Below are 13585 nucleotides of genomic sequence, written 5' to 3' on the forward strand. Positions count from 1 at the left end.
TCTGAAAGGCAATACCGAGTAAATGGCCAATATGAGCATGTTGGGCTCCGCCTCGGCGCACATGCCGGGCAGGCGGGCCACCGCCCATCCAAGGGCCTTCCTCAGCGGGGCAGCCGGCAAAAGGGGGATATTCCTCTTCGCGACGCAGATGTGAGCCGGTCAGATCAGGCCGTTGTAGGGCAGAGCCCAGGTCAGCAGCAAAAACAGGGTTGTAAGGACCCCCATGACGATGAGGAGCCAGCCGTAACGCCGGTCGATCTGGTACTCACGGGCCGCCCGCTCCCCCTGGGGCAGCACAAGCAGCTTGCCCCGGTAGGCGGACTCCTCCGGCGTCACCGGGCGGAGCTTGGAGCCAATGACCGCGAAGGCCAGGCTGAGATACAGCCCGATGAAGAAGGGGTCCAGAAAGTTGATCAAGATGCTGTGGAAGGGGCCTGCCCCGAAGCCCACCAGACACTTCGAGAGGATGAAGCCCAAGAAGCCCGCCGTCATGGACCACCGGGCTCCGGTGGCGGACAGCTTGCCAGACAGAATACTGCCCACGCCGGGCACCAGCCAGGAGGCGGCAATAATGGTGGAGGCAAACCAGGAGATCACTCGCACGCCGCCCAGGCCCAGATAGGCCAGGATGAGGGAGACAATGCCTACCGCCAGCATAATGACACGGCTGGTGTGCAGCTGATGTTTCTCGTCCTTGAACGCTACGGGGAAAATGTCCGAGGTCACCGAGAAGCCCACCACCGACAGGAAGGTGGAGGCGGAGGAGAGCCCCGCGGCCATGATGCCGGCCAGCAGCAGGGTACCCACCAGCTTGGGCATAACGTTGAACGCCGCCCAGATAAGCACCCGCTGGGGATCTTCCAGATTGGGAGCCAGATTGATGACTGAGATGGACATGAGGTTTACGTACAGCAGAAACACGGTGGTGCACACGGCGGCCACCGCACCGGCGCGGAAGATGACGTGCTCGTTTTTGGCCATCAGGTTGCGTCCCGCCTGCCAGGGAGAGACGCCTACAGTGATGAACCAGATGATGCCCATGGTGACGGCATACATCACCGCGCCGAACACGTCGGACGCTCCGGTGCCGGGGATGTTGCCATGATAATCCAACAGGCCTTCAGCGGCGGCGGGGTTATTCATCAGGTTCTCCAGCAGGCTGCCCAGACCTCCCTGGGCGTTGAAGATGTAGGGCCCGGCGATAATGGCGGCCACGATGAACACCATAAACATCATGGTATCGGTGATGATAACGCCCTTGGAGCCGGAATAGAAGGTAAACGCGGTAAAACAGGCCCACGCGATGAACAGGCATAGCTCGTAACTCAGCCCGGTGAGCTCCTGCATGAGGATACCCACGCCGGTGATGCAGGCCAGCAGGTAAGCGGTCAGCGAGATGATGGTAATGATGCCCGCGACACGGCGGATGCGGGGATCCTTGTAGCGGACACCGAAGTACTCGGGCATAGTGCCGCACTCAGACCGGCGGAGGTAGCGGCCGAAGAACAGCGGACCGAACACATAGCCGCAGGCGCACATGGAGTTGAGCAGCACCAGAGTGGTGATATTTCCGGTGTAGCAGAAGCCCTGATCCCCCATAAAGCCATTGACCGACAGCATGGAGGCAAACAGGGTTCCGGCGATGAGGATGGTCGGGGCGTTGCGGCCGCTGACGTAATAGTCGTCGATATCCTTGACCTTACGTCCCGCCAACAGGCCCACGACCAGGTAGACTACGATGCTGACGATGACGCCGAGGAAGAAGACGTTCATGCGCCGCCTCCGTTCCGCTCCCCTTTGTCCTCAGAAGTCCACTTTTTTTCCTCCCACCGCAGATAGATGTTCATGAAAATTCCGGACAAAACCAGGAAGCCGCCAATGAGGATGGAGTAGAGGATCTCTCCCACTTGATCGAGCTCCTTTCTGTGAGGGAGGGCGCCGGTGGAAGGCGCCCTCCGGGTCAGATTGTTGGACAGGCTTTTACAGGCCCATGCGGGAGGAGATGACCATTTTCTGAACCTCAGAGGTGCCCTCGTAGATCTCGGTGATCTTGGCATCCCGCATCATGCGCTCTACGGGGTAATCCCGGGTATAGCCATAGCCTCCGAAGAGCTGTACCGCCCGCCAGGTCACCTCACGGGCAGTCTCGGAGGCGAACAGCTTGGCCATGGCCGCCTCGGAGGAATAGGGCTCCCCGGCGTCCTTGATGGCGGCCGCCCGGTAGACCAGCATCCGGGCAGCGTCCACCCGGGTTTGCATCTCTGCCAACATAAACTGAGTGTTCTGGAACTTGGAGATGGGTCGGCCGAACTGGACCCGATCCTTGACGTACTTCACCGTCTCGTCGATGGCGCCCTGGGCGATACCCAATGCCTGAGCGGCGATGCCGATGCGCCCGCCGTCCAGGGTCATCATGGCAATCTGGAAGCCCTTGTTGAGCTCGCCCAGCAGGTTCTCCTTGGGCACTTTCACGTCCTCGAACACCAGCTCGCAGGTGGAGGAGGCGCGGATACCCATTTTCTTCTCGTGACTGCCGAAGCTGAAGCCCTCCATGCCCTTCTCCAGGAGGAAGGCGGAGATGCCCTTGTTGCCCGCGGCCTTGTCGGTCATGGCGAACACCACGTATACGTCGGCCACCTCGCCATTGGTGATGAAGACCTTGGAGCCGTTGAGCAGCCAGTGATCCCCTTTGTCCTCCGCGGTAGTACGCTGCATGGCGGCATCGGTGCCGGCGTTGGGCTCGGTGAGGCCGAAGGCGCCCAGCTTTTCGCCGGTGGCCAGGTCGGGCAGGTATTTTTCCTTCTGCTCCTGGGTGCCGAAGTGCTCAATGGGCCAGCAGCACAGGGAGGTGTGGGCGGAAATGGTGACACCGGTGCTGGCGCAGGCCTTGGAGATCTCCTCCACCGCCATGACGTATTCCAGGGTGCCCATACCCACACCGCCGAACTCCTCGGCGACAGGAATGCCCAGAAGGCCGATCTCGCCCATCTTGGGGATCAGCTCGAAGGGGAAGCGCTCCTGCTCGTCCAGCTCGGCGGCGATGGGACGCAGCTCCTTGTCAACGAACTCCCGGAACATGGTCTGCATGAGCTGCTGCTCGTCGTTCCATTTAAATTCCACGGAAAAACTCTCCTTTACGAATGACTTTTCGGGGCTTGGGGCTCAGCGGTACTTCTTGAGCACTTGGCGGGTGGCGATGACGGTCTGGATCTCGCCGGTGCCGCCGGAGATGCGGGTGATGCGCAGGTCGCGGTAGATGCGGCTGACCCGGCTGCCGCAGAAGCCGATGCCGCCCAGGATCTGGAGGGCGTGATCCACCACGATGTTGGCGCTCTCGGAGCAGAACTGCTTGGCGATGGAGGCCTCCGCCCGGGTGAGCATCCCATTGTCCTTGTTCCAGGCGTAGTGGAGCAGCATATTGCGCATGGCCTCGATGCGCATGGTCATCTCCATGATGTGGTTTTGAATGAGCTGGAGCCGGCCGATCTCCTGGCCCTTGACGATCCGCTGGTTGGCGTAGCGGCAGGCGTCCTCATAGGCGCACAGGGCCTGGCCGTAAGCGTTGAAGGCATCGATCAGCCGCTCATAGTCGAAGCCCTTGCTGGTGGCCATCAGGCCGTTGCCCTCGAAGGAGAACATGTCGGACTCGTCGATTTCCACCTCATCGAACCAGATGTCGTTGACGTTCTCCATGTGGATGCCCATCTTTTCCATGGGCTCCTTCTTGCAGTTGGGTACGTTTGTGGGCACGAACCAAAGGGTGAGCTGCTCGGGGTTCTCCGCGTTTTTGGCCAGGGTGAGACAGTAGTCGCTGTCCTGGGCGCCGGAGATGAAGTGCTTGTGACCGTTGATATACACCTTGCCGTTGCGGCGGGTGTAGGTGGTGGAGATGGTGGCGGGGGACAGATCGGTACCCGCATTCGGCTCGGAGAAGCCCTGGGCGAAGGCGGGCTTGCCCTCAAAGAACATGGGCATGAATTTGTCGATCTGCTCCTTGGTGCCATTTTCCAGCAGGGCGTCGGCCTTCACGTGATCCCAGAAGAGATAGATGGGCCCGCCGCAGCGCCCCAGCGCCTCCATCACCAGGAACATGGTGATGGCCCCTTCACCGTCGCCGCCCGCTTCCTCGGGCAGGAACATACTGAACAAGCCCAGCTCGTCCAGCAGATCCCACCACTTCTTGGGGTGCTTGTGCTCCCGGTCGCAGTCCTGAAAGTAGGTCTCCAGGTTTTCCCGGGTCATTGCCTCTTCGATGGCCTGTACCATCAGCTCCTGTTCCTCAGTCGGCTTGAAATCCATACTTGCGTTCCTCCATAAATTCAGTTATTTTGGCGGCCCGTTCCGCTCAAAAGCGGAGAGCCCATCCCAACAGGATTCAGCGTCCCTTCCACTGGGGCGGGCGCTTCTCCAGAAAAGCCTGGGGGCCCTCCTTGGCGTCTTCGGTGCCCTCCACGTACTTCCAGGCCATGTAGCGGCACACCCGCATCCCGTCTTCCACAGAGGTATGGGGGGCCATGTGGAGGATCTGCTTGGCCAGCCGCATTGGGATGGGGGCGTTGGCAGCCATCCGCTTGGCCAGCTCCATCGCCTTGTCCATCACCTGCTCCTTGGGAACCACATGGTTGACCAGCCCCACCTCATAGGCCCGTTGGGCGTTGATGAGGTTGCCGGTGAGGCACATCTCGGAGGCGATCTTGGCAGGGATGAGCTTGGGAAGGCGAACCAGGCCGCCGCTGGTGGCCAACAGGCCCACCTTCACCTCGGTAAGGCCGAAGCGCGCGTGGTCGGCGGCCACAATCACGTCGCAGGCCAGGGCAATCTCCAGTCCCCCGGCTACCGCCGTACCATTGCAGGCGCACACAATGGGCTTGGGGCACAGCCGCTCGGTGATGCCGGCAAAGCCGTGCTCCGTCTCGGTAAGACACTCACCATTTTCTCCCAGTGCGGCCAGATCCTCCCCGGCGCAGAAGCTGCGCTCCCCGGCGCCGGTAATGAGGAGGGCGCCCACGGCGGGATCCTTTTCGGCGTGATTGAAGATAGCTTCCAGCTCGTTGGCGGTGTCGGGGTCGATGGCGTTGCGCCGCTCCTCCCGGTTGAGGGTGACGATCAACACGCCGTCCCGCAGTTCAGTCAGAACGTTCTTTTTGATCTCCATAGTGGTTCACCTCATATTTGAAATCATTGTGCAGTGGATACTCAGATCTCCGTGGCAACCCGCAGCCAGGGGTTCGTTTGCCGCTCCTGCTCCAGAGTGGAGTCCTCCTCGTGGCCCGGCAGCACCCGGAGATTCCCCTCCAGTGCTGCCAGACGGGCCAGCGAGGAGGCCATCTGCTCGTCATCGCCCCCCGCAAAGTCGGTACGGCCGATCTCTCCGCGAAACAGGGTGTCCCCGGTAAACAGTGCGTCCCCTACCAGGAAGGTGACGGAGCCGGGTGTGTGCCCCGGGGTGTGGAGCGCCTGGATGGACAGTCCTGCCAGGTGGAGGCGCTGCCCGTCCTCCAAAGGCCGCAGGTTGGAGAAGGCCGCTACAGTGGGGTAGACCCGGCCCATGTCCCGCTCGGTCAGGGCCTGGGGCACGTCCAGGGGGTGGCACCAGACAGGCAGCTCCGGCCACCGCGCCTGCAGGCCGGGCACCGCCAGAATGTGGTCATAGTGCCCGTGGGTGAGCAGGACGGCCTCCGGAATGAGCCCCAGGCCATCCAGCAGCCGGAGCAGTCCGGGAGCGTCGTCCGCCGGGTCGATAAGTACCGCGATCCCAGGCTTGCCGCCCCACACCACATAGCAGTTGGTAAAGAACTCCCCGGCCACCACGCGCCGTATCTCCATCAGGCATCGCTCCTTTTTCCAAGAGGTCAGATTAGGCTGGCGCCGACCACGCCATCCGCATACAGTTGGTCGATCTCCGCTTGGGAGTAGCCCAGCTCCCTCAAGACCTGGGTGGTGTCCTCCCCCAGCAGGGGAGCGCCCCGGCGGATGGGGATGGTCTCGTTGTCAAAGCGGATGGGGTTGGAATAGAAGCGCATCAGGCCGATCTTTTTTTGATCCACCAACTGGGTGAGCCCCGTCTGATTGGCATGGTCGGAGGTGTACGCCTCGATAAAGGAGAGCACCGCCGAGGCGGGTACATCCACGGCCAGCAGCCGGGCTTCGATCTCCGCCCGGCGCAGAAGGACGGTGGCGGAGGTGACGGCCTCTACCAGATGATCCTTGTGGGCCACCCGGGAGGCGTTATCCTTGAAGCGGGGATCGTCCATCCACTCGGGATGATCCAGCGCTCCGCATAGGGCCCGCCACCGCGCTTCGGTGTCGGCGATGATGACACACCAGCCGTCCCTGGCCTCAAACATCCCATAGGGGGAGGTGAAGCGGTCATGGTCGCCGAAGCGAGCCTGAGCCTGGCCGTGGAGGCTGAAGTCCATAATGGTCTCCTCACAGGCCTGCATCCCCACGTCCATCATGGACATGTCGATGCGGCAGCCCTGCCCGGTGCGGCGAGCGTCGATGAGAGCCATGAGCACCGCGTTGAGTCCGTACAGGCCGGTGATGGTGTCGCCGATGCAGTTGCCCGCCTTCATGGGGGGGCCCTCCGGATCGCCGTTGGAGGCGGCAAAGCCGCTGCGGGCCTCCGCGATGGCATCGTAGCAGGGCAGCTTCCTCAGCGGGCCGGAGGCTCCAAAGCCGCTGAGGGAGATGAATACCAGCCTGGGGTTGAGTTCCTTTAGCTTTTCATAGCCCAACCCCAGCCGGTCGATGGAGCCGCTTTTAAAATTCTCGATGACCACATCGGCCTGCTTGGCCATCTCATAGATCACAGCCTTGCCCTCCGGGGCGGCAAGGTTCATTTCCACACTTTTTTTATTCTTATTGTAAGATACAAACATGGTGCCTAAATCGTTGAGGAAGGGATCCCATGCCCGGCACTGATCGCCGCCGCCCGCCCGCTCGATTTTCCACACTTCGGCCCCCATATCGGCCAACTGCCAAGCGGTGAAAGGCCCGGCCAGCGCGATGGTGAAGTCCAGTACTTTCATGCCCTCGAGAGGGAGTCTTCTTTTCATAGGTCAACACTCCTTTCCCAGCGATGTTCAGACCACACCCTGCCGGCGCAGATCCGCGATCTCTGGTTCCTCCATCCCCAGCTCCGCCAGCACTGGATCGGTATGGGCGCCCAGGGCGGGGGCGGGGGCCGCCGCGTCGTCATCCTGGTCATCCCGGAGAAATTTGGCAGGCTTGCCCAACTGCTTCACCCGGCCCCAAACAGGGTCGTCTACCTCAATAATCATGCTCCGGGCGGCCACCTGCTCGTCGTCCATCAGTTCCCGGACGGTATTGCAAGGCCCTCCGGGCACCATGGCCTCCCGGCAGATGCGATCCGCCTCCTCAATGGTGATGGTGCGGAAGTAGTCCCGCAACTGTTCGTCCAGCTCACCGAAGTAGTGCTTCATGGATCGGGCCGGATCGTGGGCATAGACAGTGCCCTCACCCCAGTCATCCCGCCCGGCTCCGGCGGCAAAGGCCAGCCACTGAGCGTCGCTGCCGATGCTCAGAGCGAACCAGCCGTTTTTGCACTGAAAGGTATCGGTGGGGTTGGTGGTGGGGAAGCCGTTTCCGATGCGCTTGGGCAGGACATTCAGCCCCTGGAGGCCCTGAACATAGGTGTCGTCGATGGAGCAGATGGCCTGCCAGCAGGACACAGACACCTTCCGGCCCTGCCCGCTGTCCTGAGCGTCCAGCCAGGCGGCCATCATCCCGGCGGTGAGGTGCCAGGCCCCGTAATAATAAGAGAGCGGAGAGCCGATGCGGGTGGGCTTGTCCGGCAGGCCGGTCTTCTCTAGCAGCCCGGTGCGGGCCATGACGATCAGATCATAGTCCGGAAGATCCTTCCAGGGGCCTTCCTCTCCGAAGGGAGTGAGCACGCCGTAGATCAGCTTGGGGTTTATCTCCCTGAGCCGCTCATAGCCCAGTCCCAGCGCTGCCAGCCGTGACTCCGGCACATTGGCCACGAGCATGTCGCAGGTGGGGATAAGCCGCCGCAGGATCTCCTGCCCGGCGTTCCGGGTGAGATCCAGTGCCACGCTCCTCTTGCTTCGGTTATAATAGCTCTGGTAAAGCCCCTCGGGCTCGTCCGCCCCCGTGGTGCCCCGGCGGCGGATGGAATCGCCCCGACCGGGCGGCTCGATTTTCAGCACCTCGGCCCCGTAGTCGGCGAACAGACTGCCCGGATAGGGGTTGCCGTCAGTCAGGTCCAGTATCCTCAGTGAAGCCAGTGGTTTCATAGCATTAGGCCGCTCCTTTCTCTGTTCCGATCCATCCGGTGACGGCATTGGCTTCCCCCAATAACTTTCACGCTAAAACAACAAACCGAACCGGATATATCCGCTTGTAAATTGTAAATTGCTCTACTTTAACGTGCAATTACAAGATAGCAAATCAAGGGTAAATTCGCAAGCATCAATGTTGCCAAATTTTTAACATCAAAATTGTAGAACCCCCCAAAAATGGAGGGGCGGCAAACAAGTGAAAATATATATAAAATTACGTTTTTTTAATTAATACACAATAATATTGATATTTTATTAAAAATAGTAGAAAAACTGCTTTTAAATCCGGCGCTGGGGTTCTCCTATTTTTCTGTTGACAGCCCAAATGATTTAGCCTAAGATAAAGGCGGATTGTGCAAAAACAAGCCGAGCGCGTCTACTTTAACGAAAAACCAGACCGGGAAGTTTGCTTTTTCATCCATTGGAGTACTCCTGTACGGCAGTTTGGGTCTGGGAAAACGTAGAAGGAAGGTTGGTAGGATGAAGATCATTGTGTGTTGTAAGGTCGTTCCCAACGAGGAGGAAATCCAGGTGCTGTCCAGCCGGGAGCTGAATTTTGCCGGAACGCCCTGGAAGATCAGCCAGTATGATTTGAACGCGCTGGAGAGCGGCAAGCAACTGGCGGCAGGCGGCGGTTCCCTGACGGCCCTGAGCATTGGCAGCGAAGCGGCCCTGGGCTCCAGCAAGATCCAGAAGGATATTCTCTCCCGGGGGGCGGACGAGCTGAAGCTGGTCATGGATGACGGCAAGCCCTTCCAGGACTCTCTCCAGACCGCCAAAGCCATCGCGGAGGCGGTGGGAACCATCGGACAGTATGATCTGGTGCTGTGCGGCATGGGTTCCAGCGACCTGTACTTCCAGGAGGTTGGGGTGCAGGTGGGTGAGCTGCTGGGCGTGCCTGCCCTGAACAATATCACTGGCATCAAGCCCGCCGGAGAGGGCGTCCTTGAGGTAGAGCGCACCTTGGAGGACGAGGTGGAGGTGCTGGAGGTTCCCCTGCCGGCGGTGCTCAGTGTATCCTCCGAGATTAATACCCCCTCTGTACCCGCCATGCGGGATATCATGCGGGCGGGTAAGAAGCCCGTGGACAAGCTGGACTGCCAAGGAGGCGGCGAGCCCTCCCTGCGCATCTTGCAGCAGTTGGCACCCCAACAGCAGGAGCGCCGCAAAGAGTTGGTGGAGGGCGACGGCGAGGAGGCCGTGGATGCCCTGGTTCGGTTCCTGAAAAAAGAGGGCTTTTGATAGAAAGGGAGGTTAGGAAATCATGTCGATGCAGACGATATTCGTGATGAGCGATGAGGCTTCCGCCCTGTCAGAGCTGTGTGCCGGCGCGGGGGCTGTGGCAGCGCGGGTCACCGCCATTTTGTTTGGCAGTGAGGCCGAGGCGGCAGGTGCCGCCGGGTGCGGTGCGGATCGCCTACTCTATTGCCAGCCCTCCGACGGAGCCGTACCGGAGGACTATGCCGCCGCTGTCGCCCAGGAGGTCAAAAAGGAGGCCTCCGCTCTGGTCATCGTCAACAACACCATCCGTGGCCGCTGCCTGGCGGGTAAGCTGGGCGTCTTGCTGGACACCGCGGTGCTCACCAGTGTCAACGCCCTGGAGCGATCCGGCGAGGAGCTGGTCTGCTGCCGCATGGTGTACGGCGGTATGGCTCAGCGCAGTGAGGTATTCACCAAGCCCTACGGTGTGCTCACGGTGGGCGGCGGTGTATTCGAGGCCGCCGCGGAGCCGGCGCAGGCCGCTGTCGCCCCCTTCGAGGGGCTCCCCCAAGGCAGCTTGAAGCGCATCGCCTGTACGCCGAAGAAGGAGGGCGGCGTGGACCTGGTGGCGGCCAAGCGCATTGTGGACGTGGGCCGGGGCCTGGCGCAGGAGGCGGATCTGGAGCTGTGCCGGAAGCTGGCTGCTGCGCTGGGCGCGGAGGTTGGCTGTTCCCGTCCAGTGGCGGAGAACAACAAATGGCTCCCCAAGTCCAACTATATGGGCATCACCGGCGTCCAGGTCAAGCCCGAGCTCATCGTGGCTCTGGGCGTGTCCGGGCAGATTCAGCACATTGGCGGCATTAACAAGTCCCGGGTGATCGTGGCAGTGAACAAGGATAAGTCCGCGCCGATCTTCAAAAACGCCGATTTCGGCGTAGTGGGCGATTTGTATAAGGTGGTTCCTGCATTGATCGAAAAGCTTTCCTGAGGAGTCGGCGGGATATATACAGAAGTCCCCAAGACTGCGGCCTGGCAGATGCGCCCATGGACGGGAGCGGTGGCGATGGTGTGGCCGCTCCCGGATGATTTTCCGGGGAATCGATGAAAGGACGACCGGCTCTGGCCTCAGCGGTATAAAAGGTGGGTTTGCTATGACGGATATGGTGGGTAGCCGCACCCTGCGCAGCCAGTGGGATGAGACTGTACGCTGCTATGGGCGGGCGCCCTTTTTGGAATATATCTCCGTGGACGACCAGGTAACGGTATGGACCTATGAGGAGATGGATCGCAAGGTGAAGCAGGCGGCCAACTTTTTCCTGGAGCTGGGGGTGGCCCGGCAGGAGCTGGTGGCCCTGCACTTGCACAACACGCCGGAATATTTGACCTGCTGGCTGGCGCTGGCCCAGATCGGGGCGGTGTCGGTGCCGCTGAATGAACATTACCAGCAGCCGGAGGTTCGCCACATCCTGGAGAAGTGCGGCATCCGGCGGGTGATCACGGAACCCTGTGCTCTGCCGCTGTACCTGGAGTCCGCTCCGCGCCCCATGGCGGAGCAATTGATCTCCATCCGGGGCGGAGAGGCGCTGCCGGAGGGGGTGATCTCACTGGAGGCTGGGATGGCCCGCCAGGAGCCGTATCTTCGGGAGGTTCGGCCGGTGACGGGCGACGAGTTGGCCGTGATTCTGTTCACCAGCGGCACCACCCGTCACCCCAAGGGGGCCATGTACACCCATTGCAATGTGGTCTACGGCGGGCTGATCCATGTGATGCAGATGGGGATGGAACACGGAGATCGGTTCCTCAGCTCTATGCCCTGCTATCACATGGATTTCCAGGAGATGGCGGCCATGCCGGTCATCTGCACCGGAAGCACCCTGTTGATGGTGGAGCATTATAGCGCCCGCCGTTTCTGGGGGCAGGTCTGCCGTTATCGGGCGCAGTTTACCGACACCATGTCCGTGATGAACCGCACCATGCTGATGCAGGCAGTTCAGCCTTGGGAGAAAGATCACAGCCTGAAACAGATTTATTTTTCCATGGGCCTGAGCGACGAGGAGAAGGAGCGGTTCGAGGAGCGGTTTCGGGTGAGCCTGCTCAACTCCTATGGCATGACCGAGACGGTATCCGGAGTGACCTGCGCGCCGCTGACAGGGGAGAAGCGCTGGCCATCGGTAGGCAGAGCCGCGCCATCCTACTGCATCAAAATTGTAGACGAGTGCGGCCGGGAGCTGGCCCCCGGCCAGGTGGGGGAGATTTGCGTCCACGGAGTCCCCGGGCGCTCGCTGGTGCTGGGATATTACAAGGACGAGGAGGCGACCGCCCGACTCATTGATCCCGACGGCTGGCTCCACTCTGGGGATCGGGGCTATCTGGACGAAGATGGCTGGCTTTACTTTATCGGCCGTTCCAGCGATATGATCAAACGGTCGGGGGAAAACGTGAGCAGCCTGGAGGTGGAGTGTGTGCTCACCTCCCATTCGGATATTGCTGATGCGGCGGTGATCGGAGTGCCTGACCCCATCCGGGATCAGGCGGTCAAGGCTTTCGTTCAGCTCCGGCCAGGCAGCGTACTGACCAAAGATGAGATTACAGAGTACTGCACGCCGCGGCTGGCCAAATTCAAACGTCCCACGATCATAGAATTTGTGGATGACTTCCCCAGGACTGCCACCGGAAAGATCAAAAAGAGTCATCTTCGCTGATATGACATTAAAAGACCGCCTGAACATCATGTTCAGGCGGTCTTTTGGCCGGTCAAGAATTAATGTAACTGGGAATATCCGGGGGAAGTACCACGCTGCTGCAAGACTCGCCCCGGAGCTGGCGCAGCAACAAGGCAGTGCACTCCTTCCCGCCCCGCACGAAGTTGGAGCGGCTGGTGAGGATCTGCGTGTCCGTCACCACAGGAGGCTCCGCGTCGGACAGGGTGGCGATTTTCAGCCCCCTGCCCTTTCCGCTCAAGGCGGCGTTTAGGTGGTTTACCATGACGCTCCAGCAACAAACTACGGCATCCCCAGGCTGAAAGTCGGCAATGCGCGGCAGGATCTCCTGGGCCAGGTGCTGGCTGCATATCCGGTTCAGGTCGGAGTGGCGGTCGCTCGTGCACACGCAGGTGTTGGAAGGCAGGAGAGACACGGAAAACTCCACTCCTGGGTAGAGCTCCGCCGCACGGCGCAGACCCTGCTCCCGGTACCCCTCCTGGAGGCTCTGAACGTCGGGCCTCCAATACAAAATGCGCCGGGCCCCCTCTCCAAACAAGCGGCAGGCTACCTCGAAGGCGCCCCGCTCATAGTCAAAGCTCACAGAGACCAGCTCCGGTTCCTCCGGGCAACAGTCGCAGGCCACAAAGGGCAGGGTGTTGTCGATGATCATCTGGCGGCAGTGCTCTTCCGGAGGGTATCCGTCGGAGGAGATATAGATGATGCCGTCGGTGCGCCGTTGCAGAACGCTCTCCAGAAAGTCGGGATACGGAGGGCTGCTGGTGCTGAAATCGAACAGCATGATCCAGTAGCCCTCGGCCTGAAGGCTTTCCCGGATGCCTTGGAGCAGTCCGCTGAAACGGGTGTTGGTCAGGGCCTTTTCCATGGCGACGCTGACGCAGTGGGTGCTGTTGTTGCGCAGGGAGCGGGCGGCGCTGTTGGGGACATATTGCAGCCGCTTGGCTGCGTCCAGCACCGCCTTGCGGGTCGCCGGAGATATCTTCTGGGTGGTGTTCCCGCTGAGGATATAGGACACGGTGGTATGGGAAACGCCGACTTCCGCGGCAATGTCTTTGATGGTGGGTCTAGCTCTCACTCAAGGGTTCCCCTTTCTACCAGCTGCTGAAGGGGATGTGTGCGGACAGCGCTGGGACATTACGCTATTTTTATAATATTACAAGAAAAAAGTTCGTCTGTCAATGGAAGAACGCTGATATTTGGTGTTATACAGGTGCTATCGGTGCTATTTGCCGGTATGAGGTGTTTATAGAAGGAGAAAAAGGATATGGTGTCCGACAAGCGGTCTGCCACCGTCACTTTTGGGCCGGGAAGGCTCACTTTCCGGCTCTCAGTCTGTCGAAAAGC

Annotated in this window: 12 protein-coding genes; 3 read left to right on the forward strand and 9 right to left on the reverse strand. The window is 60.6% G+C overall.

From position 1 onward, the window contains the following. Positions 1-159: 159 nt before the first annotated feature. From B3H64_RS08380 to B3H64_RS08415, 8 genes are all read right to left on the reverse strand, one after another. A complete protein-coding gene (locus B3H64_RS08380) occupies positions 160-1773 on the reverse strand; it encodes a sodium:solute symporter family protein (protein ID WP_286734396.1) in 1614 nt (537 codons plus the stop codon). Then, positions 1770-1907, reverse strand: coding sequence for a hypothetical protein (locus tag B3H64_RS08385; protein ID WP_195892351.1), 138 nt, complete (start codon positions 1905-1907; stop codon positions 1770-1772). The genes B3H64_RS08380 and B3H64_RS08385 overlap by 4 nt, the downstream gene beginning before the upstream one ends. 73 nt (positions 1908-1980) lie before the next feature. After that, entirely contained in the window at positions 1981-3120 is a 1140-nt protein-coding gene (locus B3H64_RS08390; RefSeq protein WP_050618968.1) for an acyl-CoA dehydrogenase, read from the reverse strand. A 42-nt stretch (positions 3121-3162) separates the two neighbouring features. Further along, a complete protein-coding gene (locus tag B3H64_RS08395; RefSeq protein ID WP_050618967.1) occupies positions 3163-4299 on the reverse strand; it encodes an acyl-CoA dehydrogenase family protein in 1137 nt (378 codons plus the stop codon). Between the two features lie 76 nt (positions 4300-4375). After that, on the reverse strand, positions 4376-5155 hold the full coding sequence (locus B3H64_RS08400; RefSeq protein ID WP_050618966.1) for an enoyl-CoA hydratase/isomerase family protein: 780 nt from the start codon (positions 5153-5155) through the stop codon (positions 4376-4378). A 41-nt stretch (positions 5156-5196) separates the two neighbouring features. Further along, positions 5197-5826 (reverse strand): MBL fold metallo-hydrolase, encoded by a 630-nt coding sequence (locus tag B3H64_RS08405; RefSeq protein ID WP_286734399.1) that lies wholly within the window; start codon positions 5824-5826, stop codon positions 5197-5199. A gap of 26 nt (positions 5827-5852) precedes the next feature. Next, the gene (locus B3H64_RS08410) at positions 5853-7058 is read right to left on the reverse strand and encodes a CaiB/BaiF CoA transferase family protein (RefSeq protein ID WP_256319013.1); all 1206 of its coding nucleotides are present in this window, start codon (positions 7056-7058) and stop codon (positions 5853-5855) included. Between the two features lie 27 nt (positions 7059-7085). Further along, entirely contained in the window at positions 7086-8276 is a 1191-nt protein-coding gene (locus B3H64_RS08415; protein WP_286734403.1) for a CaiB/BaiF CoA transferase family protein, read from the reverse strand. 525 nt (positions 8277-8801) lie between these two features. Here B3H64_RS08415 and fixA point away from each other — a divergent pair. The 3 genes from fixA to B3H64_RS08430 all read left to right on the forward strand — a co-directional run bounded on the left by fixA (position 8802) and on the right by B3H64_RS08430 (position 12223). After that, entirely contained in the window at positions 8802-9563 is a 762-nt protein-coding gene (gene fixA / locus B3H64_RS08420) for a putative electron transfer flavoprotein FixA (protein WP_050618962.1), read from the forward strand. A gap of 22 nt (positions 9564-9585) precedes the next feature. Further along, positions 9586-10509, forward strand: a complete 924-nt coding sequence (locus B3H64_RS08425) for an electron transfer flavoprotein subunit alpha/FixB family protein (protein WP_286734405.1) — start codon at positions 9586-9588, stop codon at positions 10507-10509. A gap of 163 nt (positions 10510-10672) precedes the next feature. Beyond that, complete coding sequence (locus B3H64_RS08430; RefSeq protein ID WP_286734406.1) at positions 10673-12223, forward strand: AMP-binding protein; 1551 nt, start codon at positions 10673-10675, stop codon at positions 12221-12223. Positions 12224-12275: 52 nt separating this feature from the next. Here B3H64_RS08430 and B3H64_RS08435 read toward each other — a convergent pair whose 3' ends face one another. Beyond that, entirely contained in the window at positions 12276-13316 is a 1041-nt protein-coding gene (locus B3H64_RS08435) for a LacI family DNA-binding transcriptional regulator (RefSeq protein WP_050618959.1), read from the reverse strand. Between the last annotated feature and the right edge of the window lie 269 nt (positions 13317-13585).

Source organism: Intestinimonas sp. UBA1698, assembly GCF_002320075.1.
In the GTDB taxonomy this organism is placed as follows: domain Bacteria; phylum Bacillota; class Clostridia; order Oscillospirales; family Oscillospiraceae; genus Intestinimonas; species Intestinimonas massiliensis.

What these genes read in the sequence shown, in the direction of transcription:
- B3H64_RS08430 (WP_286734406.1), top strand. Translation starts at nt 10,673, where the DNA reads ATGACGGATATGGTGGGTAGCCGCACCCTGCGCAGCCAGTGGGATGAG.
- B3H64_RS08395 (WP_050618967.1), bottom strand. Translation starts at nt 4,299, where the DNA reads ATGGATTTCAAGCCGACTGAGGAACAGGAGCTGATGGTACAGGCCATC.
- B3H64_RS08425 (WP_286734405.1), top strand. Translation starts at nt 9,586, where the DNA reads ATGTCGATGCAGACGATATTCGTGATGAGCGATGAGGCTTCCGCCCTG.
- B3H64_RS08415 (WP_286734403.1), bottom strand. Translation starts at nt 8,276, where the DNA reads ATGAAACCACTGGCTTCACTGAGGATACTGGACCTGACTGACGGCAAC.
- B3H64_RS08400 (WP_050618966.1), bottom strand. Translation starts at nt 5,155, where the DNA reads ATGGAGATCAAAAAGAACGTTCTGACTGAACTGCGGGACGGCGTGTTG.
- fixA (WP_050618962.1), top strand. Translation starts at nt 8,802, where the DNA reads ATGAAGATCATTGTGTGTTGTAAGGTCGTTCCCAACGAGGAGGAAATC.
- B3H64_RS08410 (WP_256319013.1), bottom strand. Translation starts at nt 7,058, where the DNA reads ATGAAAAGAAGACTCCCTCTCGAGGGCATGAAAGTACTGGACTTCACC.
- B3H64_RS08405 (WP_286734399.1), bottom strand. Translation starts at nt 5,826, where the DNA reads ATGGAGATACGGCGCGTGGTGGCCGGGGAGTTCTTTACCAACTGCTAT.
- B3H64_RS08380 (WP_286734396.1), bottom strand. Translation starts at nt 1,773, where the DNA reads ATGAACGTCTTCTTCCTCGGCGTCATCGTCAGCATCGTAGTCTACCTG.